Origin of the sequence: Mesorhizobium sp. L-8-3 (genome assembly GCF_016756615.1) — a bacterium.
Classification (GTDB): Bacteria; Pseudomonadota; Alphaproteobacteria; order Rhizobiales; family Rhizobiaceae.
The window spans coordinates 7,806,836-7,824,365 of sequence record NZ_AP023262.1; the positions used below are offsets into that span (position 1 = coordinate 7,806,836).

The 17,530-nt window shown below is 66.4% G+C and carries 14 protein-coding genes; 4 read left to right on the forward strand and 10 right to left on the reverse strand.

Translation table 11 applies throughout. From position 1 onward, the window contains the following. The first annotated feature begins 41 nt into the window (after positions 1 to 41). The 4 genes from cobA to cobT all read left to right on the forward strand — a co-directional run bounded on the left by cobA (position 42) and on the right by cobT (position 4,621). Entirely contained in the window at positions 42 to 845 is an 804-nt protein-coding gene (gene cobA / locus JN302_RS35990; RefSeq protein ID WP_202330766.1) for a uroporphyrinogen-III C-methyltransferase, read from the forward strand. A gap of 619 nt (positions 846 to 1,464) precedes the next feature. Beyond that, on the forward strand, positions 1,465 to 2,781 hold the full coding sequence (locus JN302_RS35995; RefSeq protein ID WP_202330767.1) for a cobyrinate a,c-diamide synthase: 1,317 nt from the start codon (positions 1,465 to 1,467) through the stop codon (positions 2,779 to 2,781). 3 nt (positions 2,782 to 2,784) lie between these two features. Then, positions 2,785 to 3,546, forward strand: a complete 762-nt coding sequence (gene cobS, locus JN302_RS36000) for an adenosylcobinamide-GDP ribazoletransferase (RefSeq protein WP_202330768.1) — start codon at positions 2,785 to 2,787, stop codon at positions 3,544 to 3,546. A gap of 61 nt (positions 3,547 to 3,607) precedes the next feature. Continuing rightward, positions 3,608 to 4,621 carry a nicotinate-nucleotide--dimethylbenzimidazole phosphoribosyltransferase gene (gene cobT / locus JN302_RS36005; RefSeq protein WP_202330769.1) on the forward strand — a complete coding sequence of 338 codons (1,014 nt, stop codon included), beginning with the start codon at positions 3,608 to 3,610 and terminating at the stop codon, positions 4,619 to 4,621. 81 nt (positions 4,622 to 4,702) lie between these two features. Here cobT and JN302_RS36010 read toward each other — a convergent pair whose 3' ends face one another. The 10 genes from JN302_RS36010 to JN302_RS36055 all read right to left on the reverse strand — a co-directional run bounded on the left by JN302_RS36010 (position 4,703) and on the right by JN302_RS36055 (position 17,523). Further along, positions 4,703 to 5,206 (reverse strand): ion channel, encoded by a 504-nt coding sequence (locus tag JN302_RS36010; protein ID WP_202330770.1) that lies wholly within the window; start codon positions 5,204 to 5,206, stop codon positions 4,703 to 4,705. A gap of 261 nt (positions 5,207 to 5,467) precedes the next feature. Next, positions 5,468 to 6,970, reverse strand: coding sequence for a serine hydrolase (locus JN302_RS36015; RefSeq protein WP_244846110.1), 1,503 nt, complete (start codon positions 6,968 to 6,970; stop codon positions 5,468 to 5,470). A gap of 161 nt (positions 6,971 to 7,131) precedes the next feature. Next, entirely contained in the window at positions 7,132 to 8,382 is a 1,251-nt protein-coding gene (locus JN302_RS36020; protein WP_202334563.1) for a sensor histidine kinase, read from the reverse strand. Beyond that, positions 8,382 to 9,083 carry a response regulator gene (locus JN302_RS36025; RefSeq protein ID WP_202330772.1) on the reverse strand — a complete coding sequence of 234 codons (702 nt, stop codon included), beginning with the start codon at positions 9,081 to 9,083 and terminating at the stop codon, positions 8,382 to 8,384. The genes JN302_RS36020 and JN302_RS36025 overlap by 1 nt, the downstream gene beginning before the upstream one ends. A 396-nt stretch (positions 9,084 to 9,479) precedes the next feature. Continuing rightward, entirely contained in the window at positions 9,480 to 10,007 is a 528-nt protein-coding gene (locus tag JN302_RS36030; protein ID WP_202330773.1) for a Spy/CpxP family protein refolding chaperone, read from the reverse strand. A 718-nt stretch (positions 10,008 to 10,725) separates the two neighbouring features. After that, a complete protein-coding gene (locus JN302_RS36035) occupies positions 10,726 to 12,306 on the reverse strand; it encodes a hydantoinase B/oxoprolinase family protein (protein WP_202330774.1) in 1,581 nt (526 codons plus the stop codon). Between the two features lie 116 nt (positions 12,307 to 12,422). Then, complete coding sequence (locus JN302_RS36040; protein WP_202330775.1) at positions 12,423 to 13,421, reverse strand: zinc-dependent alcohol dehydrogenase family protein; 999 nt, start codon at positions 13,419 to 13,421, stop codon at positions 12,423 to 12,425. A gap of 39 nt (positions 13,422 to 13,460) precedes the next feature. Next, positions 13,461 to 14,561, reverse strand: coding sequence for a M24 family metallopeptidase (locus JN302_RS36045; RefSeq protein ID WP_202330776.1), 1,101 nt, complete (start codon positions 14,559 to 14,561; stop codon positions 13,461 to 13,463). Positions 14,562 to 14,777: 216 nt separating this feature from the next. After that, on the reverse strand, positions 14,778 to 15,587 hold the full coding sequence (locus JN302_RS36050) for an aspartate/glutamate racemase family protein (RefSeq protein WP_202330777.1): 810 nt from the start codon (positions 15,585 to 15,587) through the stop codon (positions 14,778 to 14,780). A 280-nt stretch (positions 15,588 to 15,867) separates the two neighbouring features. Further along, entirely contained in the window at positions 15,868 to 17,523 is a 1,656-nt protein-coding gene (locus JN302_RS36055; protein WP_202330778.1) for a hydantoinase B/oxoprolinase family protein, read from the reverse strand. Between the last annotated feature and the right edge of the window lie 7 nt (positions 17,524 to 17,530).

A 17,530-nucleotide genomic window follows, 5' to 3' on the forward strand; every position in this document is an offset into this window, starting at 1 on the left:
AGGCCGACAGGTCCGGCCCGTCACGATCGAAAGTCGACGCCATGAGTCTCGAAAACGCTATTGCCCGGCTTGCTCCGGCCATGCCGGCTTTCGAGCCCGGCCATGTGTGGCTCGCCGGTGCCGGGCCGGGCAATGTCGGCTCGCTGACGCTCGACGTGGTGGCCGCGATCGCCGATGCCGACGCCATCGTCTATGACGCGCTGGTGGAAAGCTCCATTCTCGATGCGGCGCGACACGGGGTCGAGCTGCATTTCGCCGGCAAACGCGGCGGCCAGGCCTCGACCGCGCAGGACGACATCACCGCGCTGCTCATCTCCCTTGCCCGCAAGAAACGCCGTGTTCTTCGCCTGAAGGGCGGCGACCCCTATGTTTTCGGCCGCGGGGGCGAGGAGGCGCTGGCGCTGGCACAGGCCGGTATCCCGTTCCGTATCCTGCCCGGCGTGACCTCGGCCTTCGGCGCGCTGGCCAGTGCCGGCATCCCGGCCACGATGCGCGGCCTGAACAAGGCGATCATCCTGGCCACCGGCCATGCCGGCACCGAGGACGATCTCGACTGGGCAGCGCTCGCCCGCACCGGGCAACCGATCGTCGTCTATATGGGCCTGCGCAATCTCGCGCGGATCACTGCCGCGCTGGTGTCCGGCGGGTTAAGACCTTCGACGCCGGCAGCCGTGATCATGGCGGCAACCACGTCGCAGGAACGTGTGCTGGTCTCGACGCTCGAAGCGATCGCCGACGAAGCCACGGCGCAAGATTTCGCCTCGCCCGCCCTGATTGTGGTCGGCGAAATCGTGTCGATGCGCGCGGAGCTGATCGCGCTGGAAAGGCTGATGCGGTCCGCATGAACGCGACGTGCGCCACTCGTCGTTCACCGGGCGCGCCTATTCGGGCGATAGCCTTCTCTCCGTGTTCGGCCAGAAGGCGTCGCGGCAGGCCAACCCCTCATCCGACCTCGCCCTTTCGGGCGAGGCCACCTTCTCCCACAAGGGGAGAAGGCTGGAGTTTGGCATTGCCGCCTCTGCAAGTCACCAACGCCGACGACTTGCCGAGAGCTTTGTGCGCGCCTTCCCTTCTCCCCCTGTTGGAGAACGTGGCCGAGCTTGCGAGGGGGCGATCCGATGAGACCCACCGGCCGGCGTCGGGCGCCATCCTGGATGAGTGCCGCGCGTCTTCGCACCCCTCTCTGTCCTGCCGGACATCTCCCCCACAAGGGGGAGACCGGCCGGCCGCTTGGATTTCGCCAATCGTCAACGTTGCAGGACGAGAGCCGTCATCGATGACAGCCAGTCTCCCCCCTTGTGGGGGAGATGTCCGGCAGGACAGAGAGGGGTATTTCGCTAAACCGTATCCAACTGAAATAAAAAGGTTTTCCGTCCTGCTTTCATGGCAGTGGTCAGCCGGCCGCGAAGCCGCGCCAAGCTTTGCTTTCTGCACTCGCCTTGACCGCAAGCCGGGAGAGCCACGATGACCGGCTGTCTCGGCTTCATCATCGGCGCGCCGCGCTCCGGCTCGGGCAAGACCAGCGTGACGATCGGCCTGCTGCGGGCGCTGAGGCGGCGGGGGTTGCGCGTTCAGGGCGCGAAGTCGGGACCGGACTATATCGATCCCGGTTTCCATGCGGCTGCGACGGGCGTGCCCGGTGTCAATCTCGACAGCTGGGCGATGGCGCCGGCCCTGCTCGGCGCGCTGGCCGAGCGCTGTGCGGCGGAGGCCGATATCGTGATTGCCGAAAGCGCCATGGGCCTGTTCGACGGTATCCGCTCGGAGCCGGGGCGGACGGGTGCGGCCGCCGATCTTGCCCGGCTCTACCGTTTGCCGGTGCTGCTGGTGCTCGACGTGTCCGGCCAGTCGCAGACCGCCGCGGCTGTGGCCAAGGGCTTTGCCACATATGATCCCGGCGTCCAAATCGCCGGCGTAGTGCTCAATCGGGTCGGCAGCGAACGCCATCGCCGGCTGGCAGCCGACGCGATCGAAGAGATCGGGCTGCCCGTGGTCGGCGCGATCATGCGCGACCCCAGGATGGCGATGCCGGAACGGCATCTCGGCCTCGTGCAGGCCAGCGAATATGCCGCGCTCGAGGATTTCATCGAGCGCATGGCCGATGTGATGGAAGTCTCCCTCGATCTCGACCGCATCCTCGCGCTCGCGGCTCCTTTCGTGCCCGCCGGTGGCGATTTCAACCATGCGCTGCCGCCGCCGGGCCAGCGCATCGCGCTCGCCGAAGACGCCGCCTTCACCTTCCTCTATCCGCATCTTGCCGGGCATTGGCAGCGCCAGGGTGCCGAGATCGTCCCCTTTTCTCCGCTCGCCGACCAGGCGCCCGATGCAAGCTGCGATGTCTGCTGGCTGCCGGGCGGCTATCCCGAACTGCATGCCGGGCGGCTGGCGGCGGCCGGGACCTTCCGGGCCGGCATGGAGCGCTTCGCCGCCGGCAATCCGGTCCATGGCGAGTGCGGCGGCTTCATGGTGCTCGGGGAAGCGATCGAGGATGCCGATGGGGCGGCCCACCGCATGCTCGGCCTTCTCGGCCATGCGACCAGCTTCGCCAGGCGCAAGATGAATCTCGGCTATCGGCAAGCCTCGCTCCGAGCGGATTGCCCGATCGGCACCGCCGGAACGACGATACGCGGCCATGAATTCCACTATGCGCAGGTGATCGCGCCCGCGACTGACGAGCCGCTCGCCGACATCGCCGACGGGCTCGGTGCGCCGATCGGCCCCTCGGGCGCCCGGCGCGGCCATGTCACCGGCACCTTCTTCCATGCGATCGCAAGAGGCTGAGTTTTGAATCAGGGCCGGGCTCTCTTCGCCGACATCATTCTGTGCCTGACCTTCTACACCCGGCTGCCGCTGGGCTGGCTGGCCGAAGGGGAACGCAGCTTCGCCGACGCGCAATGGGCCGCGCCGTTGGCCGGCGTGGTGGTCGCGATCGGCGGATGGATCGTGTTCTGGCTGGGCTTCACGGCCGGAGCCCCGGCACTCGTAACCGCCGCGCTGGCATTGACCGCGATCCTGTGCATCACCGGCTGCCTGCATGAGGACGGCGCCGCCGATGTCGCCGACGGCTTCGGCGGCGGCGCGACGCGCGAGCGCAAGCTGGAGATCATGCGCGACAGCCGGCTCGGAACCTTCGGCGTCGCCACCATCGTCGTCACCTTCCTCATACGCTGGTCGGCGATCGCCGCGCTCGCCACGCCTGACGCCGCGCTCGCTGGCCTGGTCGCGGCGCATGTGGCATCGCGCGCCCTGATCCCGGCATTCATGGCGCTGGTGCCGCCGGCCCGGCTGACAGGGCTTTCGGCCAGGGCGGGCAATGTCGACTGGCCGGTGGCGATCGGCGCGCTGGCGATCGGCGCCGTCTGCCTGTTCGGCGCCTTCGGCTTTGCGCCCGCACTGGTCGCAACGATCGCGATCGCGCTCTGGTTCTTCTTCCTGAAACGTCTCAGCGAACGGCAGATCGGCGGCCAGACCGGCGACGTGCTCGGCGCGCTGCAGCAAGGCGGCGAGATCATCACCCTCGTCGCAGCATCCATCTTCTTCACCTGAGAGTATCCTGTCTTTCGCGCAACACCGCTCGCGCACTCTCGAATTGCTTTAGGGAGCATCCATGAGCCGTTTCTCTTCGATCGAGCAGCTATCCGCCGCCTGCAACGACCTACCCGAACGTGACGAGCAAGCGTCGATGGCTGCCGCCGCAAGGCAGGACACGCTGACCAAGCCCCAGGGCAGCCTCGGCCGGCTCGAGGAACTGGCGATATTCCTGGCCGGCTGGCAGGGCCGCGCCGTGCCCAGGCTCGACCAGGTGGCCGTGATCGTCTTTGCCGGTTCGCATGGGGTGACCGCGCGCGGGGTCTCGGCCTTCCCGGCCGAGGTGACGGCGCAGATGGTCGCCAACTTCGCGGCCGGCGGCGCCGCGATCAACCAGCTTGCGCGTGCGGCCGGAGCCGAGCTCACCGTCGTGCCGCTGGAGATCGAGCGGCCGACAGCGGACTTCACGGCGGCACCGGCGATGACGGAGGACGAGTTCCTCGCCGCCGTCTCGACCGGCTACGACGCCGTCTCCCCGAAGACCGACCTGCTTTGCCTGGGCGAGATGGGCATCGGCAACACCACCGCGGCGGCGGCGCTGGCCGCAGCGTTGTTCGGCGGCAAGGGTGCCGACTGGGTCGGGCGCGGCACCGGCGTCGACGATGCCGGGCTCTCGCGCAAGGCAGCGGCAGTCGATGCGGCCACCGCGTTCCACGGCGCAGCCCTTTCCGATCCGCTGGCGGCGCTGGCAAGAGTCGGCGGCCGCGAGCTGGCCGCGATCTTCGGCGCGGTGCTCGCCGCGCGGTGCTATCGGATCCCCGTCCTGCTCGACGGCTTCGTCTGCACGGCGGCCGCCGCGCCTCTGGCCAGGTTGCGGCCCACCGGGCTTGCCCATGCGCTCGCCGCCCATATGTCGGCTGAGGCCGGCCATCGCGAGCTGCTCGCAAGGCTCGGCCTGAAGCCGCTACTCGATTTCAACATGAGGCTTGGCGAGGCGTCCGGTGCTTGCCTTGCCGTAAACCTCATGCGCTCGGCGCTCGCCTGCCACGCCGGGATGGCAAGCTTTGCCGAGGCCGGCGTATCGGAGAAATAGTCCGAAGATCGAGAGCTACTCCAGCAAAGATGAACAGCGGTTTTGCGGGGCGCGAGAGAGCCGAACCGGAAGCGCGCGCCGTCAGTTCGTGCCGGACTCTGGCGGCCCGTCGGTTGCCCGGGAATCCAGGCTTCTCGCCCGTTTCCGGTCGAGCTTCCCGAATTCCGTCATGATGCTCACGAGCACGCTTCCCGTCCAGCCGAAGGTGAACAGCCCCGACATTGCGATGCTGGGTCCGAGCAATCGCCACTGATCGGGCAAGGAAATGTTCCCCGCTCCGAGCGTCGTGTAGCTTTCCAGCACGAAATAGTAGCTGTCCCGCATCGAGTGAATCAGTTCCCCGTGAGATATCGGAACGGCCCAGATCAGTGTCTCCAGAAAGTGCAGGCCGGCCAGCGATCCGATCGTAAGACCAAGCAGAAGGTTCGGACGCCAGAAGCCGTTTCGCTCTACCCTGATCCAGGACCTGTTGAAGCGGCGGCTGATGGATCGAATTCCCGCCCCATGCACGAAGATCACCAGGACCACCCCGAGCGTGCCGATCACAATCTCCAGGATCGGTTCAGGGTTCGACAGATTGTCCATTGTCTTGTGGCTCCTCGTCTCCGCTGGAGTACAAATGCTCCGGCCTGCGCCAGTAGAAGGAGGGTACGCATTGGCCTTCCAGGACGCGTGCAGTCAAGCACATCGACCATGCGCAGCAGCCACGGCGGTCGCGATATCGCAGGCCGGCAAGAAGCGATCCTGCGAGAGGGAAGCATTTCTCACCGTGTCGCCCGAGACTCCACAACGAAGCGCGCGCCGCCTCGGACGGGCATCCCGCCACGCAAGGGGCGATCCCGAGCGTCAGTCTCCCGCGCGGCGCAGCACGCCGAGGTTGTTCTCGTCGAGGAACTCGATCGTCATGGCCGATGCCTTGCCATCAGGGCCGATCGCGAAGCTCACGCCGGAGGGCCTGTCCGGCATCTCCGCATCCGGAAAAGTCAGGAAAATATCCCGGTCGAAGTGCTGCAGGGAATAGGATCGAGCACCATCCGGACCCACCTTGAGCACCAGGCTGTTTCCTTCACCCGAAACGACGGCATCGCCGACGAACTCGTTGGCGTAGCGGCCCTCATAGGCATCCATGGGCCTGGCCGGCGTTGCAGGCGTTGGCGCAGAGGCATAGGTGGCTTTGGCAGCCGCAACCACGGGACCAAACATGCCGCCATAGATCGCGTCCCAGGCCTCTACCCAGTCCTTTCCGATCGTGCCGTCGAACACGAGGTCGGCGAAACTGTCGGACAGCCCCTCGGGAACACCGGTCGGAAAGGCGTTGGCAAGTATGACGATACCGAGTTCCTCCTTCGGGAACAGCGTCACCAGGCTGCGCGCACCGACGCTGAAGGCGCCGGCATGACCCCAACTCAGCCCATGGCGGCCAAATTCGACATTCCAGCCGAGGCCATAGAAAGATGTGCCGCCGGTGACAGGGTTGCTGCCGCGCGCCATCAGAGGAACATGGGTCTGTTCAAGCGCGTCGGCCGCTATCACCGGCTTGCCGTCAACGGCTCCGGCGGCCAGTTCAAGGCGCATCCACTGCGCGAGGTCACGGACCGTGGAACTGACGCCGCCCGCAGGCGCCTGTGCATCGGGATCACGCTCGACCTTCGCGGCCCAGGCCCCATCCACCTCGATGTGAAGGGTGGCACGGTTTGCACGCTCGACGAAGTCGGCATGGCGGGAACTGGTCGAGTTCATTCCGAGCGGCCGGTAGAGCCTTTCCTCGGCGACATCCTCCCATGGCTTGCCCATCGGCTTCGCGGCAGCAACGGCGCCTTCCGTCAATCCGAAATTGCTGTAGGAATAGCCCGCGCGAAAGCTCGACGACGGCGACACGAACCTCAGGCGGCGCAGGATCTCTCCGCGGTCGTAGCCGATGCCTTCGAGGTCATCGCCCGCGGTCCCCGGGAGCCCGCTGCGGTGTGCGAACAGGTCACGGACCGTGAGTTCGCTCGTCGGATAGGGATCGGCGAGCCGAAAGGCCGGATCAAGATCGCCGATCTTCGAATCCCAGGAAACGCGCCCGTCGCCGACAAGCGCAGCGACCACCGTGGCGGAGACCGGCTTGGAGAGCGAGGCGATCTGGAACACCGTGTCGGCGTCCACCACGTCGGGCTTGCCGGCCTCGCGCCGCCCGAAACCCTTCAGATAGACGACCTTGTCATTGTGCACGACACCGATGGCGAGGCCCGGCACGCCACCGTCCGCCACGATCCTTTCGGCCAGGGGTTCGAGCTTCGACAGCGCGGCTTCGACCCGATCCGGCGTGACCGTCTGGGCCGACGTGCCACTCGCCGGCAGCGCCATGGCCGCGAGGAGTATCCATGCGCTCCGACGACGGAGAAACCAACCTGTAATTGGTTGCATGCCCGGCTCCCTCCCTCGAGTGCATCTGCTTCAGGGTACTGACCGGCGTGAGGGAAGCCAAGTGCCGTGTTTCGAGGAACGGCGCGAGCCGAGACCCGTCCTTATCGGCCAGCCGGGAACTCCACGACGAAGCGCGCGCCGCCATCCGCCGGCGTTTCGTAACGCAGCGATGCGCCGTGATGACGGGCGATCTGGCGCACGAGCGACAGCCCGAGCCCCCATCCGCCTGCCGTCTCGCTCCGGCCCGACGGCCGGTAGAACGGTTCGAAGACGCGATCACGCTCGACTTCCGGCACGCCCTGGCCATGGTCGCGCACGGCAAGCCTGGCGACGTCGCCTGCTTGCGCAACGTCGATGCCCACCGGCGGCGCGCCGTGGCGCTGCGCATTCTGGACGAGATTGCGCACCAGCCTGGCGATAAGCCTCGGATCGCCCGAGACCATGGCCGGCGCGCCGGTCACCTCCACGCCGGCACGCGCTCCCTCTTCGGCCGCGACGGCGAGCAGGTCCACGGGTTCGACGAGGTCGAGCTTTTCGACATGATCGAGCCGGCTGGCGAGCAGGATCTCTTCCACGAGCGTGTCCAGTTCGCCGAGGTTCCGGAGGATCTCGTCGCGGCTGGCAGCACTTCCCGACTGTTCGAAGAGGTCGATCGCCATGCGCAGCCGCGCCAGCGGCGAACGCAGTTCGTGGCTGGCATTGGCGAGCAGCGAGCGGTGCGCGGCGAGCAACCGCTCTATATGGTCGGCCGCCTTGTTGAAGCTGCGCGCCACGGCCGCAACCTCGTCGTGACCATCGTCGGCAACGCGCGTGGCGAGCGCTCCGCCGCCCCAGGCATCGACGCCGCGCCGCAATCGTTCGAGCCGGCGCGTCAGGTGGCGGACGACCGGATAGGCGGCGAGCCCGATGACGGCCGCGATCATGGCGAGCCAGGCGAGCGGATTGCGCCCGCCACCACCCGGACCGAAAGGCCTGTCCATGCGCGCGGCGACCGTGCGGCCATCGGACAATCTGAAGATGAAGATGCGGCCGTCGAGACCGTCGCGGCGTCCGCCCCGCGACAGGACGTCTGCCGGGAACGGCGCCCCGGCGGAAGCGAGCAGCCTGCGATCGGCACTGTAGACGGAGAGATCCGCGTCAAGCGCCTCGGCGAGCCGGCCGACAGTCGCCTGGAAGGCGGCCGGATCGGCATCGGCCGGCAGGAGGGCCGCAACCACACGTTCGCGCCGCTCGCGCCAGCTTGTCTCCGTCTCGCCCGAATTGAAATGCACGAACAGCGCGCTCGATGCCGCGACCAGAGCGAGGCTGGCGATCAAGGTGAGGTAGATCTTCAGGAACAGGGTGCGGCGGATCATCTGTCATCGTCCTGGTAGCGGGCGAAGACGTAGCCGGTGCCACGCACGGTGACGATGCGGCGCGGATGTTTCGGATCGGTCTCGATCGCGGCTCGGATGCGCGAGACATGGACGTCGATCGAGCGATCGAACGCGTCGAGCTCCTCGCCGCGCACCATGTCCATGAGCTGCTCGCGCGACAAGGTGCGGCCGGCATTCCCGGCGAGCGCCACCAGAAGGTCGAACTGGTAGCTGGTCAGCGGGCGCTCCTGGCCGTCGATGCGCACCGAACGCGAACCGGGATCGACCTCCAGCCGCCCGAAACGAAGGATCCTGGACGGGGCCGCCGTCGCTGCGCCGCGACGGCGCAGGATGGCGCGCAGCCGCGCCAGCAACTCGCGCGGATTAAAGGGTTTGGGCAGATAGTCGTCCGCGCCGATCTCCAGCCCGACGATGCGGTCGGTCTCGTCACCCTTGGCGGTGAGCATAAGGATAGGCACGTCGGAGACGGCGCGCATGCGCCGGCAGGTCTCGAAGCCGTCCATGTCGGGCAGCATGACGTCGAGCACGACGGCATCCGGGGCGCGGCGCGACAGCTCCGCAAGGCCCTGATGTCCGTTCGGCGCGGTGAGGACGGTGAAGCCGTTGGCCGAGAGATAGTCGGCGAGCATGGCCGAAAGCCTGGTGTCGTCGTCGACGATCAATATCTGTTCAGCCATTCCGTCCGCCGTTCTCGAAACGCGCCATCCTTGGCCCTGGAGCCCGGCTTGGCAACACGCCTTGTCCATCCAGTACCGCTACTGGGTGCTTTGGACCCCTCTTGGTGCGTCCTTCGAGGCTCGCTGCGCTCGCACCTCAGGATGAGGGAGGTTGGCGCTACGCACCCGAACCGAGCGACGCCGGCGCTGCGCACCCGAACCGAGGGACGCCGGCGCTGCGTACCCGAACCGGGGCGTCAGCACTACACATCTCAGGACAAAGGGGGCTGGCACGACCTCCCTCATCCTGAGGTGCGAGCGCAGCGAGCCTCGAAGGGCGCACCGAGTGTCAGCCCCAAAAAACCGCCAGCAAGGGGAGAGGAAGCGTGGACTTCCTCTCGCTGATGCCGGGCCAGCCTACCAGCGGCCGAAGGCGCGGCGCTCCTTGAAGTGGTCGAGCAACTCCTTGCGCTGCTCCGGCGTGAGCACTTCGGCCGCGTCGAGCAAAGCGGCCGACATGGTCTTGGAGGCGTTGTCGATCGCCTGGACGCGTTCGGAGCGAACCTTCTCGGCCGCGGCGCGATCGATTGTCGGCGCGCCGAGGATATCGGCGAGCTGGTCGCGGGCGTCGATGAAGCCTTCCCGCATCGAACGCATGTCGTCGCGAGCCTTGCCGACGATCGCCTTGATCTTCTCCGACTGGTCGGGCGTCGCCTTCACGGCCTCGAGCACATAGTCGAGCCGGCGTTCGGCGAAACCTCTGCCGCCCCAGGCGCTGTGCATGAAATGACCGCCGTCCATGCCGCGGCCGAACTCGCCGCTCCATGCGCCCGCAAGCCCCGCGCCGACGAGCGCGACAAGCGCTACGCCGCCGATCACTATCCGCGAGCGCCATCCGCCGCCTTCCGCCGGAAGCCTGGGGTCGTTGCCGTTGTTCGTTTCCATGATACGGTCCTTTCGTCTTGATGGGATAAGAGGACCGTAGCGCCCCGACGTTTCGGTCGTTCGCGGGGAATGTGAAGTTTTGTAAAGCCGGGATGGCGCCATCGGTGCGGCAGGCGGTCATCTCCCCGTCCACAGCTACGGTATCTACACGTCGCCAAGGTACCCCTCATCCGACCTCGCTTCGCGAGGCCACCTTCTCCCACAAGGGGAGAAGGCTGGAGCCAAGTTTGGCCGGCCCTGCAAATCGTCGGTGTTTGCGATTGGCGGAGACGCGCCGCAGCCTTCCCTTCTCCCCTTGTGGGAGAAGGTGGCCTCGCCCGCCAGGGCGAGGTCGGATGAGGGGTACTTCCACGATATGTGCATCCCATAACCATTTACAGGGAGAAGGTGGCGGCCGCGCAAGGGTCGAAGGAAGGAGCGGTCCTGTAAAAAACTGGGCAAAAACAGGGCGAGGCCTGTTTTCGGCCTCGCGCCTTTCGGCATCGTGGCACGGCCTGTTTCGGCATGATCTGATCGGACACGACGTGAAGAAATCCTGCCCGGCGGGGAGCAGGCCGCAAGACGTCGACGGTGAAAGCATGCGTCAGAAAATCGTCGATGCCGCCGCTGGCGTCAATCGGGAACGCGAGGGGTCATCAAGAATTGATCGAGAGTGCCGGGCGTGCCGCCACCCGCCGATCAGGTGGCCGCGCATTCGCGAGAGCGGTAGCGGCGCAAGTCAACCCCTTCCCTGCATCTGCCCCCAGCCGCCGCCATTGGCGGTGTCGATCAGTATCTCGTCGCCGGGCTCGACAACGAGGCCGCTGACGAAGGCGTGGCGTTCGAGGCTGCCGTCGCGGCGGCGCACCGAAAGTCCGTTGGTGCCGCCGCTGGCGCCGCCGGCAAGCCCCCAGACCGGCCGGCGGTTGCGGCTGTAGCCGGCCGAGAGGACCGCGCGGCCACGCAGCCGGTAGCGGACCGAAAGCCCCTTGCCACCCTTGTGCAGGCCCTGCCCTTCGTCGGTCTCGTTCAGCCTCTTGTGGCCGACATCGATGCCGTATCGGGCTTCGCAGATCTCGACCGGACAGTTGAAGGTCTCGCCATGGCTGGTGGAGTACATGGCGTCGAGCCCGTCGCGCGCCGCCGTGGCGCCCCAGCCGCCCATCTGCGGCTCGACCATGGTGAAGCGGCGACCGGTGTCGGGATGGTCGCCGGCAATGACCGTGCCGCAGATCGAGGCGAAATGCCCGGCCGGCAACCGGTCCGGCAAAGCCTCGGCCATGCAGCGCCACAACATGTCGTAGAGGCGGATGCGCGTCTCGAAATAATAGCCATGCGGAGCATTGCCCTCGGCGTGAAAGATGGTGCCGGGCTCAGTGACGACCTCCAGCGCCCGGAACGATCCGGCATTGGCGAAGAGGGTCGGGTCGGTCAGCGCCTTGAAGATCATCTGACAGGAAATGACGGCCCCGTCGCGGCTGGTGTTGTAGGGCGCGTCGCGCTGCTGCGGATTGCCTGATAGGTCGACCGTGAAGCGTTCGGCCGAGACGGTGATCGAGGCGCGCCAGATCGCGCCGTCGTCCTGCTCCTCCTCTATCGAATAGACGCCTTGCGGAATGGACCCCAGCCCGGCGCGGCCGCGACGTTCGCCTTCCCGGAACAGGTCGTCGATCGCGGCGTGATAGGCCGCTGCGCCATAGGTCTCGACAAGCTGCCTGATGCGCGTCTCGGCCTTGCGGCTGGCGGCGACCTGGGCCCAGAGATCGCCCCGCACGAAATCGGGCAGGCGCGAGTTGGCCGATATGATGTCGAAGACGGAAGCGATCGGCCGTCCGGCCTCGAACAGTTTCACGGCCGGCAGGCGCAGCCCCTCCTGGAAAATCTCCGAAACGTCGACCGCCATGGAACCGGGCGTGCGGCCGCCGACATCGTTCCAATGGGCGATCGAGGCCGCCCAGGCCACACATTCGCCGCCCGCGAATACGGGCATGGCGATGACGACGTCGTTCAGATGGGTGACGCCCCCATAATAGGGATCGTTGGTGACGAAGCAGTCGCCGTCGCGGATGCTATCGAGCCCGTGCAGGCCTACGATGCGTTTCACCGCCTTGTCGAGCACGCCGACAAAGGTCGGGATGCCGGCGCCCGAACTCACCAGTTCGCCGTCCTTGTCGGTGATGCCGGTGCCGACGTCGAGCACCTCGTAGATGATCGGGCTCATCGCGGTCTTCCTGAGAACCGCGAACATCTCGTCCGAGGCAGCGACGAGGCTGGCCTGGATCACCGTCGCGGTGATCGGGTCATCGGCATGATCTGTCATGATCTCTTTCTCCCATCCGGGACGGGACGGTCGTCCCATCCGTGACGGGACGGGTGTCCCGTCAGGGATAAGACATTCGTCTCGAGGTGCCCCCGTGCCATGCGAACGCGCGGCTCTCAAAGCCCCGTTTCGATCACCACCTTACCATGGGTGGTGCGCGGCTGCCTCAGATAGTCGAAGGCCTCGACATACTTCTCCATCGGATAGACACGATCGATCTGCGGGCGGATGCGGCCCTCACTTAGCATGCCGTAGATGAAGGCCTCGCCCTTGGCGAGCATCGCCGGATCCTCGACATAGTTGAACACCGAATAGGGATGGAACACCGCGTTCTTCTGGAACATGTCCACGAAGGGCAGTTCGGGCCACACCGTGTCGAGCGTGCCGTAGAAATAGATGCACGCATTCCGGGCGAGCGCCGGGCTGTATTGGGCGATGAGGCCCGCGCCAACCGGGTCGAAGGCCATGTCGACGCCCTTGCCGCCCGTGATCTCCCAGATGCGGCCGGCGAGATCGGCCTTGCCGGTGACGATGACATGGTCGGCCCCCATCTTCCTGAGATAGTCGGCGTTCTCCTCGAAACGCGTCGTGCCGATCATGGTCGCGCCGAGGATGCGGCCGATCTCGAGCGACGCCGCGCCCGCGGTGCTGGTCGCGGCCGTCACGAGCACATGGCTGCCGGGACCCACCTTGGTGACCTCGGCGAGCGGGAAATAGGCCGTCAGATACTGCATCCAGATCGAGGCGTTCTCCACGGCCGAGAGGTTCGGCACCGCCTTCGTGACATAGCGCGCGTCGATGACGAGCGATTCCGTGCTCGCGCCCCTATCGTAGTAGAAATAGGGCAGCGTGGAGACACGTTCGCCGATGGCGAAGCCCTCGGTGTTCGGTCCGACCGCGTCGACGACGCCTGCCGCCTCGATGCCGACACGGGCGGGAAGCCGGGGAAAGCTGAAGGAGTAGTTGTCCTTCATCAGGTCCATGTCGCCCCAGTTCAGGGCGAAGGCCTCGACACGAAGCCGCACCTCGCCCGGGCCAGGCTCCTCGAGTGGCACTTCACCAAGCTCCAGGCCGCGATAGCCGGAATAGTCGTGGATTCGCCAGGCACGAGGCATGAGGTTCTCCTTTTCCTACAGTTCAATGCGCGTCCCTGCTCAGACCTGCGCGACGTGGAGGTCGCGCGGCAGCGTGGACAGGATCTCGGGCCCATCCTCGCGCAGGATGACGATCTCCTCGAGCCGGATGCCGAAGCGCCCGGACAGGTAGATGCCGGGCTCGATCGAGAACACCATGCCCTCTTCCAGCACGGTCTCCGAGGTGGCGGTGATATAGGGCGGCTCGTGGCCGTCGATGCCCATGCCGTGGCCGGTGCGGTGGACGAAATATTCGCCATAGCCCGCGTCGGCGATGACCCTGCGCGCCGCGGCATCGACCTCCCTGGCCAGCACGCCCGGCTTTGCCGCCTGCAGCGCCGCCTGGACGGCCTTCTCGACGATGGTGTGGATCTGGCCGTAGCCTTCCGGCGGGCGTCCGACGACGGCCATGCGGGTGATGTCGCTAGGGAAACCGTCCTTGCGGCCGCCGATGTCGATGACGACGGCATCGCCCTCTTCCAGCGTGCGGCCGCCGGTCTGGTGATGCGGGAAGGCGCCATTGCCGCCGGCGCCGACGATCCAGAAGGACGGCGTGGCGCCTTCGGAGGCGAAATGCTCCTTCACCACGGCGGCGAGCCCGGTCTCCGTCATGCCCGGCCTGATGGCGGCGAAGGCCTTCTGCATGGCCCTGTCCGCGATGCCGGCATTCATCTTCAGGCGTGCGAATTCGCCCGCGTCCTTGCGCATGCGCAGCGCGCCCAGCGTCTCGGCGGTGAAGGCGTGCCTGGCGCCCGGTAGAGCATCGAGGAGCAGAAGCGCGAAATCGGCCCGCATCGTTTCGTCGAGCGCCACCTTGTCGACGCCGCGCGCGCCGATCTCGTCGAGCGCTGCGGCAAGCGCGGCATGCGGGCCGTCAGCATCAGCCCAGGTGAAGAAAGAGATGTCGGTCTCCTCGCGCGAGCCTTCCGCGTTCAGGACCGGCATCAGGAAGGTTTCCTTGTCCAAGCCGACCAGCAGCAGGCAGGGCCGTTCGTCGGGATGCGGATGGAAGCCAAGCAGCCAATCCATGTGAGAACCCGGCGCGATGGCGACGAGGCCGGTGCCTGACGCTTTCATCTTCTCGCGCAGGGCGGCGAGGCGTTTCCTGGTGTCGACTTTCATTGCAGGTCTCTTCTTGTCGTCCGTCCCGGTTGCCCCCTCACCCGGCCTCCGCTTCGCTCTCACCCTCTCCCCGCTGGGGAGAGGAGGCTTTCGACGCTGGCGCTCAATCGGCTCTGTCAACGGGTGAGCGTATCGTTCAACGATCTCTTCTCCCCGTCGGGGAGAAGGTGGCCGAGCGAAGCGGAGGCCGGATGAGGGGGGCATCAAAAATAGCGGCTATTCCGCTTCCACCACGATCCTGTTGCCGAAGGGTTCATTGGTGTCGAACTGGCCGAAGCGCGCGATCTCCTCTTCCGGCGGCGGCTCGCTCGACCATTTCCGGCTCGGCACCCAGCCGCACTGGCGCTTCAGCACGGCGGCATATTCGGCCCGTTTCAGCGCCGCGATCGACGGGTCGATGACGGGCACGCCGAGCTTCTTCTCGACATCGCGGTAGAATCCGACCTCGAGCGTGCAGCCGAGGATCAGTGCTTCCGCGAAATCCTCCTCGACGGCCTTGCGGCCGGCCTCGATCAGCCGGCGTTCGGTCTCGGCATGATCCTTCTGGAAGTCGTTCACGCCGAGCTCGACATGGTAGAAACCCGACAGGCGATGTTCATGGCCGTGCTCCCGCACGGTGCTCGCCATCTGGTGCACCCATTTGCGCCGGCCGACGATGATGCCGAAGCGGTTGGAGAGGCTGGCCGCGATCTCGCAGGAGGCGACGCAGGGTGCGGTGATGATCATGTCGCCCGAGATCTCGCGGGCATCGTGCAGGGCGGTGTCGTAGAAGCAGCCGATGGCGAGCGCGTCGAAGCCCTCGCGCGCGGCGGCTCGCACGGCGCGGATGATGCCGCGCGTCACGATCGCCTCGTAGGACCGGTATTCGATATGGGTGAAACCGCCTTCGGCCGGCGGCAGCGAGGCAAGGTGGATCTCGGTGCCGGGCAGCTTGTGATCGCGCGCCATGTCGGCGAAGACCTGATCGTAGCTGCTGTCGCCGACAGGGCTCAGATACATGATCTTGATCGGTTTTTCCATGGGCATGCACTCCTCCTGGGGTTTGACGCGTTTCGGTGCGGCGTCGCTTGATAGGGCCGGGTCGGCGCGAAGCTACCCCTCATCCGACCTCGCTTCGCGAGGCCACCTTCTCCCACAAGGGGAGAAGGGAACGCGCTGCAGCAGCGCTTCTGCCAAGCGTCGACGCCGGAGACTTGCAGAGCCGTTGAAGCCCGGCTCCGACCTTCTCCCCTTGTGGGAGAAGGTGGCCTCGCGAAGCGAGGTCGGATGAGGGGTAGCTTCGCGACGACCTCCGGCGCGAGCCCTGCTATGCCACGCCGTAGACCTCCCGCGCCCTTTCGCGCGTGATCAGGCCGTTCTTGATATCCTCCTCGACGGCCGCGCGATCGCGTTCCTTCGGGTCTCCGAGGCCGCCGCCATTGCCGGTGACGACACGAATGACGTCGTCGGTGTGGGTGGTCAGGCCGGAGACGAAGGAGAAGCGCTCGCTGGAGCCGTCCTTGCGGATGACCTTCACATAGTTGGGCGAACCCTCGCGGCCGCCGTCGAGTGCCCAGGCCGGGAACTTCGAGCGGGTGTAGCCGGCCGTGAGGAAACCGTTGTCGCCGCGGATGCGGTAGTCCATGACGATACCGCGGCCGCCGGTGAACTTGCCTTCGCCGCCCGGCTCCATGTTGAGCTCCATGCGGTCGACCATCAGGCCGTTGCGGGCCTCGTTGATCTCGGCCGGGCAATTGTAGGTCTCGCCGTGGAAGCCGGAGAAGATGGCGCTGTTGCCGTCCCCTCGCTCGCTGGCGCCCCAACCGCCGAGCTGCGGCTCGATGATCGTGTACTGGCGACCCGTGTCGGGGTGGATGCCGCCGATGAAGGTGCCGCAGACTGAAGCGAAGTTGCCCGATGCCAGCCGCTCCGGCATGTGCTGGGCAAGGCAGCGCCACATGATGTCGTACACGCGCAGCTCGATCTCGTAATAGAAACCGATCGGCGCCGGCTCCTTCGCCTGGAACACGGAGCCCTCGCGTGTCAGGAGCCGGATCGGACGGAACGAGCCCTCATTGGCCGGCGAATAGGGATCGGTCAGCGACTTGAAGATCATCTGGGCGGCGACCATGACGCCGTCGCGGCTGGTGTTGACCGGCCCGGTCGACTGGTCGGGATTGTCGCGCAGGTCGACCGTGAACTCCGTGTCGGAGATGGTGATCTTGACGTTGAAGATGCGGCCGTCGTCCTGCTCCTCGGACAGCTCGAAAGTGCCCTTGGGCAGCTTGGCGAGCTCGGTGAGCGAGACCTGCTCGCCGAAATCCATGAAGGACGACATGGCGTGCTCGAAGGTCTCGACGCCATATTTGTTGGCGATGTCGACCAGCCGCCGCGCGCCGATGCGGACCGAGGCGATGGCCGCCCAGACGTCGCCCTCGAGCACGTCGGGCATACGCGAATTGACCTTGATGATATCCATCACCGAGCGGATCGTGTCGCCCCTGGAGATCACCTTGATCGCCGGCAGCCGCAGGCCCTCCTGGAAGATCTCGGTCGCCTCGCCGGTGAGCGAGCCGGGCGCCATGCCGCCGACATCCGAATTGTGGGCGATGTTGGCCGTCCAGGCGATGATGCGGCCACCGGCGAAGACCGGCATGGCCACGATGATGTCGTTGAGGTGGGTGACGCCGCCATAATAGGGATCATTGGTGAGGAAGACGTCGCCGGGCTCGATGTCACCAGGCTTGTCGAACTTCTTCACCAGCACCTTCACGGCCTTGTCGAGAACGCCGATGAAGGCCGGGATGCCCGCCCCCGAAGAAGCGAGCTGTCCCTTAGCGTCGGTGATGCCGGTGCCCATGTCGAGCACCTCGTAGATGATCGAGCTCATCGCGGTCTTCTTCATCACCGCGAACATCTCGTCGGCCGTCGCCTGCAGCGAGTTCTGGATGATCTCCAGCGTGATCGGATCGGTCTTCTGCATCGTTTCC